Source organism: Pseudomonas sp. NFPP28, from assembly GCF_900115535.1.
Lineage (GTDB): Bacteria > Pseudomonadota > Gammaproteobacteria > Pseudomonadales > Pseudomonadaceae > Aquipseudomonas > Aquipseudomonas extremorientalis.
In genome coordinates this window covers 535957-556620 of sequence record NZ_FOWT01000002.1, presented here as the reverse complement: position 1 = coordinate 556620, position 20664 = coordinate 535957, and the positions used below count along the sequence as shown (strand labels likewise).

Sequence of the window (20664 nt, the reverse complement as noted above, 5' to 3'; positions counted from 1 at the left end):
GCGATTCTCAGTGGGTTTGAGGCATTGCGTACAGCTCAAGTTCACTTTTGCAGCTATAAATGGCGGATTTTGTCGTAACGCAAGATAGCAGCGCCGCGATGACCGTTCATCTGTGCTAGCATCTTGCGCTTGGCTATTTCCAGGCGTGCCAATTGCCGCCTTGCCAGGTTCTTTTTAGCTCACTCCAGTCACTCTGGTTCGATTATCGGTTGGCCGAAAGGCTCCTGCCGCTGTAAGGCAGGCGTTCATCATTGAACGGCCTGGTGTTGGATCTTGTACTGGCTCATCCCAACCCACGTGACCTTTGGTAGGGGTCACCACTAGGAGAGGAGGCGCCATGCCAACTATTACTCTTCCCGACGGCAGTCAACGTTCATTCGATCATCCGGTTTCCGTAGCCGAGGTCGCCGCATCCATTGGTGCAGGCCTGGCCAAGGCCACTGTGGCCGGCAAGGTCGACGGCAAGCTGGTCGATGCCAGCGACCTGATCACCTCCGATACCAGCCTGCAAATCATCACGCCCAAGGATCAAGAGGGGCTGGAGATCATTCGCCACTCTTGCGCGCACTTGATTGGCCATGCGGTCAAGCAGCTGTACCCCACCGCGAAGATGGTGATCGGTCCCGTCATTGAAGAAGGCTTCTATTACGACATTGCCTACGAGCGTCCTTTCACTCCGGACGACCTGGCTGCCATCGAACAACGCATGCACGCGCTGATCGAAAAAGACTACGACGTGATCAAGAAGGTCACGCCGCGCGCCGAAGTGATCGACGTGTTCACCGCCCGTGGCGAAGACTACAAACTGCGCCTGGTGGAAGACATGCCGGACGAGCAGGCCATGGGCCTGTACTACCACGAAGAATACGTCGACATGTGCCGTGGCCCGCACGTGCCGAACACACGCTTTCTCAAGTCCTTCAAGCTGACCAAGCTGTCCGGCGCCTACTGGCGTGGGGACGCGAAGAACGAGCAACTGCAGCGGATCTATGGCACTGCCTGGGCTGACAAGAAGCAACTGGCGGCCTACATCCAGCGCATCGAAGAAGCCGAGAAACGCGACCACCGCAAGATCGGCAAGCGCCTGAACCTGTTCCACCTCCAGGAAGAAGCGCCGGGCATGGTGTTCTGGCATCCGAACGGTTGGACCCTGTACCAGGTGCTCGAGCAATACATGCGCAAAGTTCAGCGCGAAAATGGCTACCTGGAGATCAAGACACCTCAGGTCGTTGACCGCAGCCTGTGGGAAAAGTCCGGGCACTGGGCCAACTACGCCGACAACATGTTCACCACCCAGTCGGAAAACCGCGACTACGCCATCAAGCCCATGAACTGCCCTTGCCACGTGCAGGTGTTCAACCAGGGCCTGAAGAGCTACCGCGAGTTGCCGATGCGCCTGGCCGAGTTCGGTGCCTGCCACCGTAACGAGCCATCGGGTGCGCTGCACGGCATCATGCGCGTGCGTGGTTTTACCCAGGACGACGCCCACATCTTCTGCACCGAGGAGCAGATGCAGGCCGAATCCGCCGCGTTCATCAAGCTGACCATGGACGTTTATCGTGATTTCGGCTTTACCGAAGTCGAGATGAAGCTGTCCACTCGTCCGGAAAAACGCGTCGGCTCCGACGAACTGTGGGACCGCGCCGAAGCGGCACTGGCCGCTGCGCTCGACAGTGCGGGCCTTGCGTACGACCTGCAACCGGGCGAGGGCGCTTTCTACGGTCCGAAGATCGAGTTCTCGCTGAAAGATTGCCTTGGCCGCGTCTGGCAGTGTGGTACCCTGCAGCTCGATTTTAACCTGCCGATCCGTCTGGGAGCCGAATACGTCTCCGAAGACAACAGCCGTAAGCACCCGGTTATGCTGCACCGGGCGATCCTTGGCTCGTTCGAACGGTTCGTCGGGATCCTGATCGAGCACTACGAGGGTGCATTCCCTGCGTGGCTGGCTCCGACCCAGGCAGTGATCATGAATATCACTGATAAACAGGCAGATTTTGCCGCTGAAGTTGAAAAAACACTCAACGAAAGCGGATTTCGTGCCAAGTCCGACTTGAGAAATGAAAAGATCGGCTTTAAAATCCGCGAGCATACTTTGCTCAAGGTTCCCTATCTTTTGGTTATCGGAGATCGGGAAGTCGAGATGCAGACTGTCGCTGTGCGTACTCGTGAAGGTGCTGACCTGGGCTCGATGCCCGTCGCCCAGTTCGCTGAGTTCCTCGCGCAAGCGGTTTCCCGGCGTGGTCGCCCAGATTCGGAGTAATTATTATTAAGCGTGAAATGAGACAAGATAAACGAGCTGCACCGAAAGCCCCGATCAACGAGAATATCTCGGCACGCGAGGTTCGGTTAATTGGCGCTGACGGCGAGCAGATTGGCATCGTCTCGATTGATGAAGCGCTTCGTATCGCTGAAGAGTCCAAATTGGACCTGGTGGAAATCTCCGCCGACGCAGTCCCGCCTGTTTGCCGGGTGATGGACTACGGCAAGTCGATCTTCGAAAAGAAGAAGCAGATTGCTGCGGCGAAGAAGAACCAGAAGCAGATTCAAGTAAAAGAAATCAAGTTTCGTCCAGGGACGGAGGAAGGGGATTACCAGGTAAAACTGCGCAACCTGGTACGTTTCCTGAGTGATGGGGACAGGGCCAAGGTATCCTTGCGATTCCGCGGCCGTGAGATGGCCCACCAGGAGCTGGGGATGGAACTCCTCAAGCGGGTTGAAGCTGACCTGCTCGAGTACGGTTCGGTCGAACAGCATCCTAAGATGGAAGGACGCCAGCTGATCATGGTCATCGCCCCGAAAAAGAAGAAGTAATCAACAGGGCACGGCAGGCCTTCTGATTATGTTTATCAACTGAATGCGGAGTATCCGAACATGCCAAAGATGAAGACTAAAAGTGGTGCTGCTAAGCGGTTTCTGAAAACTGCTAACGGTATCAAGCACAAGCACGCTTTCAAGAGCCACATCCTGACCAAAATGTCGACCAAGCGTAAGCGTCAACTGCGCGGTAGCAGCTTGCTGCATCCGTCTGACGTGGCAAAAGTCGAGCGCATGCTGCGCCTTCGTTAATTTTTGGATCAAGAATAGAGGAAGTAACTCATGGCTCGTGTAAAGCGTGGCGTCATTGCCCGTAAGCGTCACAAAAAAATTCTGAAACTTGCTAAAGGCTACTACGGCGCGCGTTCACGCGTATTCCGTGTTGCCAAGCAAGCGGTAATCAAGGCAGGCCAATACGCCTACCGTGACCGTCGTCAGAAAAAACGTCAGTTCCGCGCTCTGTGGATCGCTCGTATCAACGCTGGTGCACGTGTTAACGGTCTGTCCTACAGCCGTTTCATCGCTGGCCTGAAAAAAGCGTCCATCGAGATCGACCGTAAGGTTCTGGCTGATCTGGCAGTGAACGAAAAAGCGGCGTTTGCTGCGATTGTCGAGAAAGCTAAAGCCACCTTGGCTTAAGTACCCCCGACAGTCACCCTGGGTTACGCTGTAGCCCAAGGTGTTAAACGTCATAAATAGGGGAAGAGCCTTCAAGCTCTTCCCCTATTTTGTATCTGGAGTCTGTACATGGAAAACCTGGACGCGCTCGTCGCTCAAGCCCTTGAGGCTGTGCAAAGCGCTGAAGATGTAAATGCCCTGGAGCAAATCCGGGTTCACTACCTTGGCAAAAAAGGTGAATTGACTCAGGTGATGAAGACCCTGGGGAATTTGCCGGCTGAAGAGCGCCCGCAAGTCGGTGCGCTGATCAACGTCGCCAAGGAGCGTGTCACAGAGGTGCTCAATGCGCGCAAGGCGTCGCTCGAGGAGGCCGATCTTGCGGCCAAGCTCGCCGCCGAGTCCATTGACGTAACCCTGCCTGGCCGTGGTCAGGCCTCGGGCGGTCTGCATCCGATCACCCGGACTCTGGAACGTATCGAACAGTTCTTCACCCATATCGGCTACGGCATCGCCGAAGGCCCTGAGGTCGAAGACGATTATCACAACTTCGAGGCGCTCAACATCCCAGGCCACCACCCGGCCCGGTCGATGCACGACACCTTCTATTTCAACGCGAACATGTTGTTGCGCACCCATACCTCGCCGGTACAGGTCCGCACCATGGAAGCGAACAAGCCGCCGATCCGCATCGTCTGCCCAGGCCGTGTATACCGCAGCGACTCCGATATCACCCACTCGCCGATGTTTCACCAGGTCGAAGGCCTGCTGGTTGATCGCGATATCAACTTCGCCGACCTCAAGGGCACCATCGAAGAATTCCTGCGGGTGTTCTTCGAGAAGGAGCTGGCGGTACGTTTCCGTCCATCGTTCTTCCCGTTCACCGAGCCGTCCGCTGAAGTCGATATGGAATGCGTGATGTGCAGTGGTAAAGGCTGCCGCGTCTGCAAACAGACCGGCTGGCTGGAAGTGATGGGCTGCGGCATGGTTCACCCCAACGTGCTGCGCATGTCCGGTATCGATCCGGAAGAATTCTCGGGCTTTGCCTTCGGCATGGGTGTAGAGCGTCTGGCCATGCTGCGTTACGGCGTGAACGACTTGCGTCTGTTCTTCGACAACGACTTGCGGTTCCTCGCGCAATTTCGCTAGTCGTAACGAATCTTTAGGAGAGCAGGATGAAATTCAGTGAACAATGGCTGCGTGGCTGGGTAAGCCCGCAGGTTAGTCGCGACGAGCTGGTTGCGCGTCTGTCGATGGCCGGTCTTGAGGTCGATAGCGTTACGCCGGCCGCCGGTGTTTTCAGTGGCGTGGTGGTAGGCGAGGTGCTGAGCACCGAGCAGCATCCCGACGCTGACAAATTGCGCGTATGCCAAGTGAGCAATGGCGCGGAAACCTTCCAGGTCGTGTGCGGAGCGCCCAATGTGCGCGCGGGCCTGAAGATCCCGTTCGCCATGATCGGTGCCGAGTTGCCGGGCGACTTCAAGATCAAGAAGGCCAAGCTGCGTGGCGTTGAATCCAACGGCATGCTGTGTTCCCAGGCGGAGCTGCAGGTCGGCGAGGGCAATGATGGCCTGATGGAACTGCCGGCCGACGCGCCCGTGGGCCAGGACATCCGCGTTTACCTGGAACTGGAAGACGCCAGCATCGAGGTCGACCTGACCCCGAACCGTGGCGACTGCCTGTCCCTGGCTGGCCTGGCGCGTGAAGTGGGCGCTTTGTACAGCGCCCCGGTCACTCGTCCGGTCGTTGCAGCTGTACTCGCTGTGCACGACGAAGTACGTCCGATCGACGTGCTGGCCCCCAACGCCTGCCCACGTTACCTGGGCCGGGTGATCCGCAACGTCGACCTGTCCAAGCCCACCCCGCTGTGGATGGTTGAACGCCTGCGCCGCGCTGACGTGCGCAGCATCGACGCTGCCGTCGACATCACCAACTACGTGATGCTGGAGCTGGGGCAACCGCTGCACGCGTTCGACCTTGCCGAAATCAACGGCGGCATCCGTGTGCGCATGGCGGAAGACGGCGAGAAGCTGGTGCTGCTCGATGGTCAGGAAGTCAACCTTCGCGCAGACACCCTGGTTATCGCCGACCACTCCCGCGCCCTGGCGATTGCCGGCGTGATGGGTGGCGAGCACAGCGGCGTATCCGCTACCACTCGCGACGTATTCCTCGAAAGCGCATTCTTCGACCAGATCGCTATCGCCGGCAAGGCCCGTTCCTATGGCCTGCACACCGACGCGTCGCACCGCTATGAGCGCGGCGTGGACTGGAACCTCGCCCGTGAAGCCATGGAGCGCGCCACTGGCCTGCTGCTGGAAATCACTGGCGGCGAAGCCGGCCCGATCACCGAAACCGTCAACAAGCAGTTCCTGCCATCGGTTGCGCCGATCACCCTGCGTGCCAAAAGTGTTGAGCAGATGCTTGGCCTGGTGATCGAACCGGCTGAAATCGAGCAACTGTTGTCCGCCCTCGGCCTGGGCATTTCCGCCGGTGGGGAAGGGCAGTGGAGCGTTGAAGTACCAAGCCATCGCTTCGATATCAGCCTGGAAGTCGACCTGATCGAAGAGCTGGCCCGCCTCTACGGCTATAACCGCCTGCCGGTTCGTTACCCGCAAGCGCGCCTGGCGCCGCAACCCAAGGCCGAGGCGCGTGCGCACCTGTCTGAGCTGCGTCGCCTGCTGGTTGCCCGTGGCTACCAGGAAGCGGTGACCTACAGTTTCATCGATCCCAAGCAGTTCGAACTGTTCAACCCTGGCGTCGAGCCGCTGTTGTTGGCGAACCCGATCTCCAACGACATGGCGGCCATGCGTTCGTCCCTGTGGCCAGGCCTGGTGAAAGCACTTTCCCATAACCTGAACCGTCAGCAAGACCGCGTGCGCATGTTTGAGAGCGGCCTGCGTTTCGTTGGCCAGCTCGATGGCCTGAAGCAAGAGCCAATGCTGGCTGGCGTGGTGTGCGGTAGCCGCCTGCCGGAAGGTTGGGCGCAGGGCCGCGATGCCGTGGACTTCTTCGACGTCAAGGCTGACGTGGAAGCGGTGCTGGGCTTTGCCGGTGCACTGGACGCCTTCACCTTCGTACCAGGCAGCCATCCGGCGTTGCACCCAGGCCAGACAGCACGCATCGAGCGCGAAGGGCGTTTGGTAGGTTTCGTCGGTGCCCTTCACCCTGAACTGTCGAAAACCCTCGGCCTTGATCGTCCGGTGTTTGTGTTCGAACTGGTCCTGGCTGAAGTGGCTTCGGGCAAAATGCCTAAATTCAGCGAGCTGTCGCGCTTCCCTGAAGTGCGCCGTGACCTGGCGCTGATTGCCGACCGTGACGTGGCTGCCACTGCCGTTCTGGATGTAATCCGTGAAAATGCAGGGGAATGGCTGACAGACCTCAGGCTATTTGACGTCTATCAGGGTAAAGGTATTGATCCGCATAGAAAAAGCCTTGCAGTTGGCTTGACCTGGCAGCATCCATCGCGCACTCTTAATGACGATGAGGTGAATGCCACGACACAAAATATCCTCACCTCGCTCGAACAAAGGTTGAACGCCACGTTAAGGAAGTGACGTATGGGGGCTTTGACGAAAGCTGAGATGGCGGAACGTCTGTACGAAGAGTTGGGTCTGAACAAGCGCGAGGCCAAGGAATTGGTCGAGCTGTTTTTTGAAGAGATCAGACACGCTCTGGAAGACAACGAACAGGTCAAATTGTCCGGTTTCGGCAATTTTGACCTGCGGGACAAACGCCAGCGGCCTGGCCGCAATCCAAAAACGGGAGAAGAAATCCCGATCACGGCTCGCCGTGTGGTCACCTTTCGTCCAGGGCAGAAGTTGAAGGCCCGAGTTGAGGCTTATGCTGGAACCAAGTCATAACGACGAGCTACCCGTCATCCCAGGCAAACGCTACTTCACCATTGGTGAAGTCAGCGAGCTTTGTGCGGTAAAGCCGCACGTGCTGCGCTATTGGGAGCAGGAGTTTCCTCAGCTCAACCCCGTCAAACGCACCGGGAACCGTCGGTATTATCAGCGCCAGGATGTGCTGATGATCCGACAGATCCGAGCGTTGCTCTACGATCAGGGGTTCACCATCAGCGGCGCGCGTCAGCGTATGTCCGGTGATGAAGCCAAAGACGACACCACCCAATACAAACAAATGATCCGCCAGATGATTGCCGAACTCGAAGATGTGCTGGTGGTTCTGAAAAAGTAATTCCGGCTTTTAAAATACTTCCACATTTCAAAAGCTTGCGGTATATTCCGGTTCGCTTCGTCAAGAAGCAAACCCAGTAACACGCCTAGTCGGGGCGTAGCGCAGTCCGGTAGCGCACTAGCATGGGGTGCTAGGGGTCGAGTGTTCGAATCACTCCGTCCCGACCATTATTCCTGAGTAAAATCAGACTCTTAAGCCGATCAGATAGATCGGCTTTTTTGTGCCTGCACAAAACTTCTCGTTGATTTCGCTGATGTTCAGATCCGGAACTGCCTCGGACCAGATGATTTCCCCATGGGTCCCGCTGATAGTTCTTGGTCATGCCCTCAATTTGCGCCATGAGACGCCGATACGATAGGTATGACCCAAGAGGCGATGTCCTATGTTCAATGCAAGCCTTAAGAAACAGCTTCAATCTCAGACCAGTGAACTGTTAGAGCTTCGCCAACTGCGTGATGGCCTGAACCGTGAAATGCTGACGTTGAGTATCGACTCGTCGTTTAACATCACGGCCTGCAACGAAAACTTTGGAAATACGCTGGGCTACGCTCCGGATCAGCTTGTCGGTCGCGCCATGGCCGAGATTGTTCCCTCGTATGTCTCCAAACTGCCGTGCTTTCATAACTTTCGAGCGGCGGTGGCCGCGGGTAAGTCAATCAGCGACGATTACAGATACCTTCATGCCAATGGTTCGTTGGTGTGGATTCATGCACATTGGCAGCCAATCATGGACGCGAGCGGCCAGTTGAGTCATGTCACGTGCTACGCGACGAACATTACCTCCCGAGTGGAAAAAGCCTCGGAAAATGCGTCGTTCATTGAGGCGTTATTACGTTCTACTGCGGTGATCGAGTTTGATCTCTCCGGGCATGTACTGATGGCGAATGATCAGTTTCTACAAGCCATGGGCTACAACCTGGGACAGGCAAAAGGGAGCCATCACCGTGTTTTCTGTAAACCGGAGCTGACTTCGTCCCAGGCGTACAAGGACTTCTGGGCAAAGCTGAACAGAGGTGAATTTGTTGCCGGCCGGTTCGAACGTATAGACAGTCGCGGCCAAACGGTGTGGCTGGAAGCGACCTACAACCCGGTTTACGACACCGAAGGCAATCTTTGCAAAGTGGTGAAGTTCGCCACGGTAGTGACCGATCAAGTGGCCCGTGAGCAAGAAGTAAGCGGGGCCGCCCAGACGGCATTTGAAATTTCTCAGCAAACGGATGTCAGCGCTCAACGAGGCGCAGTCGTCGTCAACGATACGATGCATACCATGCGTAAGATCGCCGTTGATATGCAGGCGGCCTCCGGGGGAGTAGAAGCGCTGGGCAAACAGTCATTGTTGATCAGCTCGATTATTCAGACGATCAGCAGCATCGCGCAGCAAACCAATCTTCTTGCTTTGAATGCTGCGATTGAAGCGGCTCGCGCAGGTGAACAAGGTCGAGGATTTGCCGTTGTGGCTGATGAGGTTCGACAATTGGCGGGCAGAACCAGCACGGCGACTGAAGAAATCGCGTCGGTTGTCTTGCAGAATCAGAAGTTGGTCGATGAGACCGTCGCTGAGATGGCCAACAGCAAGTCCCAAGCCGAGCAAGGCCTGGAACTTGCCACTCAGGCAGGCCAGGTGATTGTTGAAATCCAGGACGGTGCCAAGCAAGTAGTCGACGCCGTGGGCAGGTTTGCGACCCAGTTGGCTTAGGGAGCGAAAGGGCGCGCCACAGCTGTCATCAAGGATGGGGGCCTGGACACGGCCCTGCGCTGAAACGCCGGCCGGCTCAGCACAGGAACCATCCGCCCCTGAGTCATGTGTCGAGTGCCTGCTGTTTGGCTATTTCCTGGTTGCGCAAAATAAACCGCTGCAACTTTCCACTCGGTGTCTTGGGTACTTGTTCGACGAATTCGATTTCCCGCGGGTAAGCATGTGCAGCCAGGCGCTCTCGCACGTGCAGGCGCAGGACTTCCGCCAATTCGGCGCTGGGCGAATACTGGCCATGCAATACGATAAACGCCTTGATCAGTTCGGTGCGCTGCGGGTCGGGTTTGCCGATCACCGCGGCCTCGACCACCGCCGGGTGTTCGATCAACGCGCTCTCGACATCGAAAGGCCCGACGCGATAGCCCGAGGTGGTGATCACGTCGTCGTTACGGCCGACGAAGCTGATGCTGCCGGCGTCATTCAACTCCACGATATCGCCGCTCAAGTAATAGCGGCTGACGAAGGCGTTGGTCGGCATCGCGAAGTAGCCGTTGAACCAGCACTGCGGCGAACGCTCGCGGTCCACCGCCAGCACGCCAGGCTGGCCAGTCGGCAATTCCTGGTGGGCGTCATCCAGCACGACAATCCGGTATCCCGGCACCGCATAGCCGGCCGAGCCCTCACGTACCGGGTGGCGTAGCCTATGATGATTGCACAGCACCATGCCGATTTCGGTCTGGCCGTAATGGTCGTGGATGACCACGCCGAGCTGTTCGGCAAACCAACGGATGACTTGCGGGTTGAGCGGCTCGCCGGCGCTGCTGACGATACGCAGATGGCCGCGCACGGCGTCGGCGAACTCGGCTCCTGCCGCGATCAGCAGGCGATAGGCTGTCGGCGAGCCGGCCAGGTTGCGGATGCCGTATTTGGCGATGATCCGGCAGGTACTCTCCACCGAAAACGGCCCGTCATAAAACAATGTGGCATGGCCACATGCCAATGGACCGGTCACCGCGTAGTACAGGCCATACGCCCAGCCAGGGTCGGCGAGGTTCCAGAATGGCTCGTCCTCACGCAGGTCGATTGCATCACGCATATAGCCCTTGAAGGCCAGGAGGGCGCTTAAAGGCACTTCCAGCGGTTTGGCCGGCCCGGTGGTGCCCGAGGTGCACATCAGCAGAAAAGGCGCACTGGCATCCAGCAACTCGGGTGCGCATTCGGTGTGTTGATGACCCAGTGCACTCCAGAAATCGTAATCGCCTGGGGCCCGTGCATGGTCGCCGGTCACCAGGATGCCTGGGCAGTCCGGGATGTCATCCAGCTTGGAACGGTTGTGCGCGTCGGTCACGATCCAGCGTGCCTTGGAGCAGCCCAATCGCTGCTCGATCGCCTTGGGACCGAATGCGGTAAAAAGCGGCTGGTAGACCGCGCCGATACGCCAGGTGCCCAAGATGGCGATCAACAGTTCAACCGTGCGTGGCATCAGACCCGCGACACGCTCTCCGGGCTTGACTCCCTGTTCCCGCAGAAAATTGCCGAAGCGCGCAGCGTGGGCCTGCAGTTCGCTGAAGCGGTAATGCGTGGCACGGCCATCCCGCGTTTCGCAATACAACGCCACGGCATTTGCGTCGGCGTGGCGGTCGCAGCATTCGACGCAGGCATTCAAGGCATTCAGCTCGCCCTGCAAATCCTGCGCGGCCAGGCGTAAAAAATCGAAGGAGTTCACTGCTGAGTCGTAATCGCGCATAACGTACCTGATTGTAATTGTTGGATTAGGTGCTTTGCCCACGCCCATGGTGCGGGGGGGAGGTTGCCCCAGCCTGCAAGGCGGCCGACAGGGCCTGTGCGTCAAAGGCAGCCGCCCCCGGCAGGGCTCGCCAGGCCGACGGCCCGGCGGCGATTTCCTCGGCACTGAGCAGGCAGTGGTCGAGTTCACGCTGTAAAGCATGGGTGTCGAGATCCTGGCCGATGAACACCCACTCCTGCCGACAGTCGCCGACGATGCTGTCCCACTTGGCCATGATGCTCTGCAACCGGTATTCATCCCGGGGCCACTGCGACTGCTCGATGAAGTTCCACCAGTGCCCGACGTAGTCCCACTGGAACTGCGCGCCGCTCTGCGCCAGCAGGCCGGTTTCCAAGTGTCGGCTGGCCAGCCAGAAATACCCTTTGCTGCGTAACAGGCGGCCGTTGCTCCAGGGCCGTTGGAGGAAATCGAGCAAGCGTTGTGGATGGAAGGGCGCGCGTTCGCGGTATACCCAGGACGTCACGCCGTAGGTGTCCGACTCGGAGGCCGGAGCGTCTTCAACCTCCATTTTCCTCATCCAGCCCGGCGACGCCGCAAGGCTGGGCAAGTCAAACAGATGGGTGTCGAGGAGGCGGGTCAACTCGACCTGGCCGTGGGCCATTGGCATGATCCGGGCAGTCGGATTAAGGCCTGTGAGAATCGCCCGCACAGCCTGATAACCCGGCTCGTCGATCAGGTCCCGTTTGTTGACGAGAATGACGTTGGCGTACTCCACCTGCTCGATCAGCAGGTCCGCCAGAGGACGCGCAGGGGTGTTCTCCTGTGTATCGTCGCGGGCCACGGTGTCCGGTGACGCGAGCAATGCCTGGAAACGGCTGCCATCGACCACCGTCACCAGGGTGTCGAGCCGTGCCAGTTCGCTGAGGCTGAAGCCTTCAGCGTCAAGGAAGGCGAACGTCTCGGCGACCGGCATTGGCTCCGAGATGCCCGTGGATTCGATGAGCAGGTAATCGAAACGCTGCTGACGCGCCAGGGCACTGATCTGTTCGAGCAGATCGGCGCGCAGCGTGCAGCAAATGCAGCCGTTGCTCATTTCGATCAGCTCATCGCGACCACGGTGCAGCGACACGTCGCGCTGCACCTCGGCGGCATCGATATTGACCTCGCTCATATCATTGACGATGACCGCCACCCTCAGGCCTTCGCGATTGCGCAGGATATGGTTGAGCAGGGTGGTCTTGCCGGCACCGAGGAAGCCGGAAAGCACCGTTACCGGCAGTCGGCCCGCCTGGGTGCCGTCCATCATACGTTCACCGCTCGAGGGGCATCGACGCGGTCCAGGTAGCTTTCGAACAGATCGACCACCACGAAGCCGTCGTCTGCCGCATCGCCCCACAGATCTTTCACGGCAAACTCCACATGGTAGGTCGGCTGATGCGCCGCGCTTGTATCGCCATGGCCGATCGCGTCCGGGAACGGCCATTTTTCCGACGTGCGATGCAACACCACGCCTTGCTTGCCACGCACATAGGCCGGCATGCGGATATGCCCGGCCACGTACTCGTCGCGCACGACCACGCGGTCACCGACCTCAAACGGCGCTCGACCGGTAATCGCCGCACGACCTCCAGCCTGTGCCGGGTTTGCCAGCTTGAAGTGAGAACCCAAGGCCTGGTCGAGCTCCGCCTGGGTGATGACGCCCGTTTCGACCAGCAGGGTGGCGGTCGCGATGACGTAGCGTTCGTAGTACTGGGTGCCGACATGTTGGCGAACGTCCAGGCGTTCGACGGCATGACGCACTTCGTCCACGCTGAACTTCTTCAAATGATCGGCCCCGACGAACATCAAGCTGTAGGCCAGGTGCTCCCAGTCCTGCTTGAATACCTGTTTGTAGTCCAGGCTATTGATGGTGTGAGGGACTTTGCCAAAGCCTTGGAAACCGCCGAGATCGTGAAAGCCATCCATAATAGAAACTCCGGGAGTTGAACGATGATGCGTGGTTTTTCTCAGCCAACGCGGGGCAGGGCGACGCCGATCAGCACGTCTTTGGTCACGAGTGCCTGAAGCTGCGCCTCACTCATGTGCTCGGAACCTTCAGGCCTTACCGGCAACACCAGGTAGCGGGTCTCGGCGCTGGTATCCCAGACCTTGACCACCACGTCGGTTGGCAGCTCCGTCCCCAGTTCTTGCAGCACCGTGCGCCCCTCCCGGACCAGGCGTGCACGGAACTCGAAGCCCTTGTACCACTCGGGCGGCAGGCCGAGCACCGGCCAGTTGGTGCAGGAGCACAAGCTGCAGACAATGACGTTCTTCACCTGCGGCGTGTCTTCCAGCGCGACGATGTATTCGCCCTGCGGTCCGGTATAGCCGAACTGGGCACACGCAGCGGTGCCGTCCTTGAGCAACAGCGCCCGGAATTGCGGATCGACCCAGGCCTTGGCGACCACACGGGCGCCGTTCTCCGGGCTCCAGCCGTGCTCCATCAATTGCGTTAGCTGCTCGACGTAGCCCTCCGGGATAAGGTCCTTGCTCTTGAGGACTTGAAACAATGCCCAGGCCCGTTCACCTGGGGTTGAAGTGCCCGCAGGCGTGGAATTGGATGGACTCATGGGGTATCTCCTATCAGTCAACGCGGTTGTGGAGTGGTTGAAACGTGCCGGTGTTTCTTATTGTTTTCCAGGTTGGGCGCTCAGAGCGTGCGCCAGTCCACCGTGGCTTCGAACGCCGCCGCGGCCTGGTAGATCGTGCCTTCGCCGTAGTGCCTGGCGACCAGCATCAGCCCGACGGGCAGCCCGTCCACCAGGCCGCAGGGAATCGACATGGCCGGATGCCCGGTGATGTCTTGTGGCGCGGTATTGCCGATCATTTCCAGGGCGCGCGCCACGTATTCAGTGATCGAACAGCCCGCTGGCGGGTGGGGCTGGGCGGTGATGGGCGTGGTCGGCATCACCAGCAGGTCATAGCTCTGCAAGGCCTTGTCATAGCCTTGCCGGGCGAAGCGGGCGAGGTTCTGTGCCTTGGCGTAATACCGCCCGTTGTAGTGGGTCAGGCCGTACTGGCCGACGAACATGCACAGCTTGAGCGACGCGGATAACTGGTCCGCCTGGTCGCGCCAACCGGCCTGTTTGTCCAGCAGGCCGACGTCGTACAGGCCTTTCCAGTTAAAGCCCGCGCCGTTGCCGTGCATCATCTGCATGGTCAAGCCTTCGCAACCGATGGGATGCCACAACGAACCTGCCAGGTTGTGTTCGGGAACGGACACCGGCTCGACATGGGCGCCCAACGCTTCGAGACGGGCGATAGCGTCGCGCACCTTGTCCGCCACGCGCGGGTCCTGATTGGCCAGCGCGAACCCTTCCTGCAACACGCCGATTCTGAGCCCGCTCACGCCCCGCGCCAGGTAACTGCAATAGTCATCGACCTGGGGCGCCGCCTGGCGTGGGTCGAGGCCATCGGAACCGGCCATGGCCTGCAGCATCAGCGCGTTGTCGTGCACGTTGGCGGAAATGGGGCCGACATGATCGATCGTCGCTTCAATCGCCATGATGCCGGTGTAGGGCACCAGGCCATGGGTGGGTTTCATGCCGTAGGTGCCGCAGAAGGCCGACGGGATGCGGATGGAGCCGCCTTGATCGCCGCCCACGGCGATGTCGACTTCACCAGTGGCGACCAATGCCGCGCTGCCCGATGAAGACCCGCCGGCGGCATACCCGTGGCGATGGGGGTTGTGTACCGGGGCTGGGTCAGAGGTATGGCTGCCGCCCGACAGACAGTAGTGCTCGCAAGTGGCTTTGCCGAGGATGGTCGCGCCGGCATCGAGCAAACGCGTGACCACGGTGGCATCGAAGCCCGGCACAAACCCTTCCAGCGGTGCGGCGCCGTTCATCATCGGGACGCCGGCCAGGGCGATGTTGTCTTTGAGCGCGACGGTTTTACCGGCCAGCAGGCCGCTACGGGCGCCATTTACTTCAGTCCGGTAGTACCACGCGTTGAGCGGGTTTTCCTTGGCCGAGGGACGATAGCCTGAGCTGCGCTCGTAACGTATCGGCGGAACGAAATCACACAGTTCGTCGACCAGGTCGTATGCATCGAAACTCGGTTGCATCAGGTCCAGGTAGGACGCCGCCTGTTCGTGGGTCAGTTGCATGTTCAACTGGGCCGCAATGGCTAACAGCTGATCAAGCGTGGGACGAGTAATGGCCATGATTTTCCTGTCTTTTTATCGATTCAGTCCGGGTAGCAATGGACACCAAATTAGGCCTCTATCACTGTGTTCGCATGGTTGAGCAGGACACGCATTTGGCTGAAAAGGACAGCGCCACTCAGAACACTTTCAAGACGCGCAGATTCAGGCGTGCACCTTCCCTGAAGCCTTGCTCCACCTCGATATCCCTGCCGAGCTGCGCCTGGACCTGCAAGGTTGGATCGATAAAGTGCGTGACCGTGAAACGTGCATAGGACGTCGATACGCCATCGTGCTGGTCAACGCCGTCGACGCTGGTTGCGGCCCCGGTGACATAGCCTCCGCCGAGGGCGAACGTGGTGCTTGGGGTCCAGTTGTAGCGCACGGCGGCCTGGTACTCGTAGCGCGTGTTTTCTTCGAGTTTTGCGCTGCTGGCGCCGTAGTCGTGATTGGTCGAAACCCAGGACACGTCTGCTACGGTGTCCAATGCCCACTGCGCTGAGAAGTGGTGGATATAGGCTGCTTGTAGCGTCGCCCGCCAGCGATTCTCGCCCAGGTTCAAGGCATCGTTTTTGTCGTAGCTGCCCACGGGGATGTACAGGTAGGGGGCCAGGGCAAATACATCTTTGTTGGCGGTGGGCAGTGTCCACTTGAGCGGGGCGGTGAGAATCGGGTCGCCCACTCCGTGGGCATCGCCCAGTGCGCCGACATCGCCAGCGGCGTTCATGTAGCCGAACGGCAGCAATATCTGCGGTTCCCATGAAAGGTTTTCGCCGAGGCCTACGGCATGGATGTAACGCAGGATCCCTACGTCGGAGCTGAGCTTGGCGTTGTCCGAGGTTCGATGGCCGTTCTGATACAGCTCGGACCGGTCGGTGTGCTGGTAGTAAAACAGCACCGCATCGGCCCCGGCGGGCAGCGGCTCGAAATCCCCCGGCGCGACTTCAAGGGCCTGGCTTTTGGCAAATGGCAACATCCCCAGCACCAGCACGAGTCGACTCACTTTCATGGCCGTTCTCCTTGTGCGGCGGCGGCATCGCGCAGCATTCCGGTGTGCGGATGGCAGTTGATGTACTCGAAGATCTGGCTGTTGGCGTCTGACACTGACACTTCGTGGTACAGCCGCAACTTTTTCAAACCGGCGGCCACGCGGAAGAACGTCACGAAAATACGCAGGTGGGTCGGGTGGGATTCGGCCCAGCGCTCGAGTTTTTCCACCGAGCGCCAGTGGCCGATGTTGTAGCTGATATCGAGAAAGTTGCCGTCCAGGTCGATATTGCGCACGAACCGATTGCTGTAGCAGCCCAACGGCTGGCCGTTGTCACGCAGGAAGTCCATGCCGTCCTGCAAGGTTGGCAGAATTTCGTCGAGGTACAGCGCGCGCTCATCCGCCTCGGCGTCCGCCCAATCCTGGCCGGAACGAATCAGCGTGAGGTTGTCATGCCCCAGCACCACCACCCGTCCGCCCCTGGCAGGATCACCGCTGATCACTTGCAGCTCACTGGTAGGCTTCATCCAGTCGGTCTGGGAGATCGGAAAGCGGTCGCGCATCGAGCCCCAGTAACCGTGCTCTTCGATTTCGCCGCTGGTCTTGTCCATGACTGCGCCGACACCGGGCAGATTGTCCTGGAAGGCGTACAGCGTCTCGAACTGCTCCGCGCGCGGTGCGCTGATTTCACGAAAATAGCCCAGCCCGTCGTCGAGGCGATCCTGGGAGGCCCACCAGTCGTTGACCGGTGCGCAGCGTAACCAGCGGCAGTGAGCTGCCGGGTCTTTCCAGTAGCCGACCACCATCAGGTTATCGAAGCCGCTGTTGTCGGTGTGGTGGGTCACGTCATGGTTCTGCGGGCCATCGACGAGGCTGAAGCTGCCAACGATGTGACGCATGGCCTGGAGCGCGGCTTCGCGCTGCGCTTCCCCTCGGTACTGCACGCCGAAGTAAGCCATCACCACCTGTTCCAATTGCTCGTCGGCGCGTGCAACCCACATGGCAAAGGGGGGCTGGTACTCTTCGGGCACACGGCGAGACAGGGTGCGTGGGCATTTGAGATGTGTGTCGATTGCAGATTCCATGTTGCGCTCCTCGTTATTTTCGTTCAGGTCTGCGGGTGGGCATCAGTGCTGGGGCGACGGGTCGCGCTTGGCGGTCTGTCGTCGGCGCAGCAGCTTCATGGCCCCCCACTCAATCAACCAATAAGCCGACTCTTCAGGCACGAGGTCGCGCCTCTGCAAGAGCCAGGAGGCATCAGCCGAAGGGTGTGAACAGTGTCGATGCATGGCGTGCCTCATCAGTGGGGGGGGGGGTGAGCTGCTGTGAGGTGGAAATTAGGCGTGACGGCAAGGCGGCGCTTGGTTCGTCGAGACAACCGTTTGGTTGGAAGAGACAACGCCGGAGGGGACTCCACGGGTGATCGGCGTTGGTGCGCCCGTGTCGAAAGCTCAGGCCTCTGTGCCTCTTATTGGGGACGACGAGGGCGTTGAAAGCCACGCTTGAGTGCAGGAAACCGATAGGCGTACGTGAGGGCGAGCGTCAATGTGCCTGGCCTGTTAATTGCTAGCGCTGAAAAGCCGGTAACACCTTTTCGAGTTCATACTGCATAGCTGTACCGAGGTCAGTGCCATGAATCCAAGCACTCAGTATTCGACCCTTGCCGTTGCTGCACCACGTCGATTTGATTACTGGAAAGAAGTGGTCTGTCGCCATTGCCTGGCGGCCGATAGCAAACCCCTGTCCCAGAGCAGTTTCGATGGCGTTCTTGCGGTCAATTCCGTGGGCGCTCTCGATCTCTGTTCCCTGTCATCGCCCCTGCATTACTGGGAGCGTTCCGAGCAGCATCTGCGCAGCGGTCCGGCCGACGATCTATGGTTGGGGTTTGCCCGAAACGGTTATGGACAGATCGAACAGAGCGGAAGAAAAGCCAGCCTGGCAACGGGCAATTTGTTTCTTTATGACGCAACGCAACCGTTCCGATTCAGCCTCGGTGGTACCGAAAACCACCTGGTGCGTATTCCGCGGGCATTGCTGACCGAACGCCTGCCGCGTATTGCGGAGCACACCGCGATGGTCCTGGATGATCGGCGGCCTGGCGTGATTCCCTTGCGGGAAATGCTGCGCCAAGCAGCGATTACGCCGGCATCCTTACAGGATCAGCACATCTCCAGTCGCTATTCAGGGGCGTTGCTCGACCTTCTGGTGATCAGCCTGGAACTCCAGGACCTGAAGGCCACTCACCAGGAACTGGATCTTTACGGCCGCATCATGCAGTACATCCAACGGCATCTGGCCGAGCCGGACCTGTCGATTGAGGTCATCGCCCAAGCCCACAATGTGTCGACCCGCACCGTCACGCGCGCCTTCGCGCGGCACCAGAAAACCCCCGCCGCAGAAATCTGGAGGGAACGCCTGAATGCCAGCCGTGAAGCGATCGAGCGCGGCCAGGTGCGCAGTATCTCGCAAGCCGCACTGGACTTCGGGTTTTCTGACTTCTCCCATTTCAGCCATGCGTTCCGCAAAGCGTTCGGCGTCGCGCCTAACACGCTGTTGCAGCGAAATTGAATGATCAAGCAGGGGGAGCGCTAGCCGGCGCTCCTGTTCCTGGACATGTCAATCTCAAACGTTATCTCGTCCGCAAGCTGCTGCACGCTCGAGCGGTCTGCAAGCTTGGCCAGGTTGATACCCGTGGTGCAAAACATTGATTCAGTTTCTGGCGACCTGACAAAGACGGTAGCAGTCCAGCCATTGATCAGAACGCAATCGACCTTGTGCCCTGGCAGGCTCCGCTCCAGACCCTCGGTCAGCGATATTTTCTTCCAGCTGTGCATGATGACGTACTAACGTGGGTAGTGATGAACTGTTGACCTGTGCGCCTTCAAGAAGTGCCAATAGGCCATCATTTTCAATCTGAACAACCTTTATACCTAATTGATCAGGGCCCCGAATATTCCTGCTCTGCGCTTGCCAGCAGGTTGGCGCCAGTGCTCAGTGCCAGCACCGTAAACAACAGCACCAGGATCAGCGCTTTGTTCTTGAACAGCATGTTCGGATGTCCTCACCTGAACCTTAAGGAAAGCGGCCGCAAGGGCCGCAATCGTCGACTTACCAGAGGGCAATGTCATAGGTGAGGTAAAGGCGGTTGCTGTCGCGGCCCCGGGAGAATTCAGAGCGATAGACATAGTTGCGCATGCGCACCCCCAGCCCCTTGAACGTGCCGGCCTGCACCACGTAGGCCAACTCGGTATCACGCTCCCATTCCTTGACGGTGGTTGCGGACTTACCGTCATTGCCGCTCAGGTAGCGCGTTGAAAAGGTCAGGCCGGGCACGCCGACGGCGGCGAAGTTGTAGCCGTAGTTGAGCATCCAGGTCTTCTCGTCCTCCTCGATGAATTTGCCGATGCCGGCGTTGCTGAACGAGTAGACGGTGGCGCCGCTGATGTAGGGCAGACCGGCATCTCCGCGAAGGGTCTGGTAGCCGCCGCCGACGGTATGGCCTGCGATCACGTAGGACAGCTGGCCGCTGAACATGTCGTTGTCGATTTTGCCTGCGTAGGCAGAGCCGCTATCGACACTGTTGAAGTAGCGCAGGTCGCTGGTCAGCACCCCACCGGCCAGTGGCAGGTCGTGCTGGATACCGGCGAAATTCTGTCGGTAGAAGTTCTCGAGCTCTCCATAGAAATAACTCAAGCGAAGGTTTTTGCCCCATTTGTACTCAGCCCCCGCGTAGTTGAAATCCCCCGATTTTTCCCCGCTGTAGCCATCGGGCACGATCGGCACGCTGTTGGTGGAGTCGCGTAACTTGAAGCGGTCCAGGTGCCCGCCGGTGACGGTCAGGTTGTCGATGTCGGTGCTGCTGACCTGGGTGCCCTGGTAGGTCTGGGGCAACAAGCGTGCATCGTTGTAAATCAGTACCGGCGTCTTGGGCAGCAAGGTGCCGTACTTGACGGTGGTTTTGGCGAACCTGGCCTTCGCGGTAGCGCCGGCGCTGGCGAACTCGTCGGCTGCCTGCCCATCGTCATGCACCGGCATGAGCCCGGTGCCACTGCGACCGCGCCCCGAATCGAGCTTTACGCCATAGAGCCCCAGGGCGTCCACACCAAAGCCAAGGGTGCCCGGCGTGAATCCGGACTGATAGTCCAGCAGAAATCCCTGGGCCCACTCGGTACGCTCGCTTTTTGCCGTTCTGGCGGCTCGCGCACTCAAGCCGTGCTCGTCGCGAAAGTTCTCGTTGAAATACACATTGCGCAGTTGCAGCTTGAGTTTGCTGTCGTCAATAAAACCTTCGGCGTTCGCACTTGCGACCGGTACCAGGGCAAACGCGCAAAACAACGCCCGATGGGCATACACATGGTTCATGGCAAATGACTCTTTGTTGTTATTTGGGGTGCAGAGCGACACGCGCCCCGTGAGCGAGGCGCGCT

The 20664-nt window shown here is 59.1% G+C and carries 18 protein-coding genes, 1 tRNA gene and 1 pseudogene; 12 read left to right on the top strand and 8 right to left on the bottom strand.

Annotation, left to right across the window (positions count from 1 at the left end):
- Positions 1-337 precede the first annotated feature (337 nt).
- The 11 genes and pseudogenes from thrS to BM110_RS30075 all read left to right on the top strand — a co-directional run bounded on the left by thrS (position 338) and on the right by BM110_RS30075 (position 9322).
- Positions 338-2260 (top strand): threonine--tRNA ligase, encoded by a 1923-nt coding sequence (gene thrS / locus BM110_RS07995; RefSeq protein ID WP_093513072.1) that lies wholly within the window; start codon positions 338-340, stop codon positions 2258-2260.
- The gene (infC, locus tag BM110_RS07990; protein ID WP_169850653.1) at positions 2260-2811 is read left to right on the top strand and encodes a translation initiation factor IF-3; all 552 of its coding nucleotides are present in this window, start codon (positions 2260-2262) and stop codon (positions 2809-2811) included. Before thrS ends, infC begins: the two co-directional genes overlap by 1 nt.
- 60 nt (positions 2812-2871) lie before the next feature.
- Positions 2872-3066, top strand: a complete 195-nt coding sequence (gene rpmI, locus BM110_RS07985) for a 50S ribosomal protein L35 (RefSeq protein ID WP_002553160.1) — start codon at positions 2872-2874, stop codon at positions 3064-3066.
- A gap of 30 nt (positions 3067-3096) precedes the next feature.
- The gene (rplT, locus tag BM110_RS07980) at positions 3097-3453 is read left to right on the top strand and encodes a 50S ribosomal protein L20 (RefSeq protein ID WP_002553161.1); all 357 of its coding nucleotides are present in this window, start codon (positions 3097-3099) and stop codon (positions 3451-3453) included.
- Positions 3454-3561: 108 nt separating this feature from the next.
- Positions 3562-4578, top strand: coding sequence for a phenylalanine--tRNA ligase subunit alpha (gene pheS / locus BM110_RS07975; RefSeq protein WP_003192486.1), 1017 nt, complete (start codon positions 3562-3564; stop codon positions 4576-4578).
- A gap of 26 nt (positions 4579-4604) precedes the next feature.
- Positions 4605-6983 carry a phenylalanine--tRNA ligase subunit beta gene (gene pheT, locus BM110_RS07970; protein ID WP_093513070.1) on the top strand — a complete coding sequence of 793 codons (2379 nt, stop codon included), beginning with the start codon at positions 4605-4607 and terminating at the stop codon, positions 6981-6983.
- A 3-nt stretch (positions 6984-6986) separates the two neighbouring features.
- On the top strand, positions 6987-7289 hold the full coding sequence (ihfA, locus tag BM110_RS07965; RefSeq protein ID WP_002553164.1) for an integration host factor subunit alpha: 303 nt from the start codon (positions 6987-6989) through the stop codon (positions 7287-7289).
- Positions 7270-7626 (top strand): MerR family transcriptional regulator, encoded by a 357-nt coding sequence (locus tag BM110_RS07960; RefSeq protein WP_010209127.1) that lies wholly within the window; start codon positions 7270-7272, stop codon positions 7624-7626. Before ihfA ends, BM110_RS07960 begins: the two co-directional genes overlap by 20 nt.
- Positions 7627-7716: 90 nt before the next feature.
- A tRNA-Pro gene (locus BM110_RS07955) sits at positions 7717-7793 on the top strand.
- A gap of 215 nt (positions 7794-8008) precedes the next feature.
- A pseudogene (locus BM110_RS30080) lies at positions 8009-8785 on the top strand (PAS domain-containing protein); the annotation flags it as partial.
- A 99-nt stretch (positions 8786-8884) separates the two neighbouring features.
- Entirely contained in the window at positions 8885-9322 is a 438-nt protein-coding gene (locus BM110_RS30075; RefSeq protein ID WP_371322063.1) for a methyl-accepting chemotaxis protein, read from the top strand.
- A 103-nt stretch (positions 9323-9425) separates the two neighbouring features.
- Here BM110_RS30075 and BM110_RS07945 read toward each other — a convergent pair whose 3' ends face one another.
- The 7 genes from BM110_RS07945 to BM110_RS07915 all read right to left on the bottom strand — a co-directional run bounded on the left by BM110_RS07945 (position 9426) and on the right by BM110_RS07915 (position 17322).
- Positions 9426-11066 carry an AMP-binding protein gene (locus BM110_RS07945; protein ID WP_093513068.1) on the bottom strand — a complete coding sequence of 547 codons (1641 nt, stop codon included), beginning with the start codon at positions 11064-11066 and terminating at the stop codon, positions 9426-9428.
- Between the two features lie 25 nt (positions 11067-11091).
- Positions 11092-12372: a GTP-binding protein gene (locus BM110_RS07940; RefSeq protein ID WP_093513066.1), complete on the bottom strand. Its 1281-nt coding sequence runs from the start codon at positions 12370-12372 to the stop codon at positions 11092-11094.
- Entirely contained in the window at positions 12369-13031 is a 663-nt protein-coding gene (gene nthB / locus BM110_RS07935; RefSeq protein ID WP_071492183.1) for a nitrile hydratase subunit beta, read from the bottom strand. Before nthB ends, BM110_RS07940 begins: the two co-directional genes overlap by 4 nt.
- 41 nt (positions 13032-13072) lie before the next feature.
- A complete protein-coding gene (nthA, locus tag BM110_RS07930; RefSeq protein ID WP_092250418.1) occupies positions 13073-13675 on the bottom strand; it encodes a nitrile hydratase subunit alpha in 603 nt (200 codons plus the stop codon).
- 80 nt (positions 13676-13755) lie between these two features.
- Positions 13756-15270, bottom strand: a complete 1515-nt coding sequence (locus BM110_RS07925) for an amidase (protein ID WP_092250421.1) — start codon at positions 15268-15270, stop codon at positions 13756-13758.
- Positions 15271-15388: 118 nt separating this feature from the next.
- A complete protein-coding gene (locus BM110_RS07920) occupies positions 15389-16258 on the bottom strand; it encodes a transporter (RefSeq protein WP_092250424.1) in 870 nt (289 codons plus the stop codon).
- Complete coding sequence (locus BM110_RS07915) at positions 16255-17322, bottom strand: aliphatic aldoxime dehydratase (RefSeq protein ID WP_093513064.1); 1068 nt, start codon at positions 17320-17322, stop codon at positions 16255-16257. Before BM110_RS07915 ends, BM110_RS07920 begins: the two co-directional genes overlap by 4 nt.
- Before the next feature lie 547 nt (positions 17323-17869).
- Between BM110_RS07915 and BM110_RS07910 the strand changes: the two genes are divergently transcribed.
- The gene (locus tag BM110_RS07910; protein WP_092250429.1) at positions 17870-18805 is read left to right on the top strand and encodes an AraC-like ligand-binding domain-containing protein; all 936 of its coding nucleotides are present in this window, start codon (positions 17870-17872) and stop codon (positions 18803-18805) included.
- Between the two features lie 540 nt (positions 18806-19345).
- Here the strand turns inward: BM110_RS07910 and BM110_RS07900 are convergent.
- Entirely contained in the window at positions 19346-20599 is a 1254-nt protein-coding gene (locus BM110_RS07900; RefSeq protein ID WP_093513062.1) for an OprD family porin, read from the bottom strand.
- Between the last annotated feature and the right edge of the window lie 65 nt (positions 20600-20664).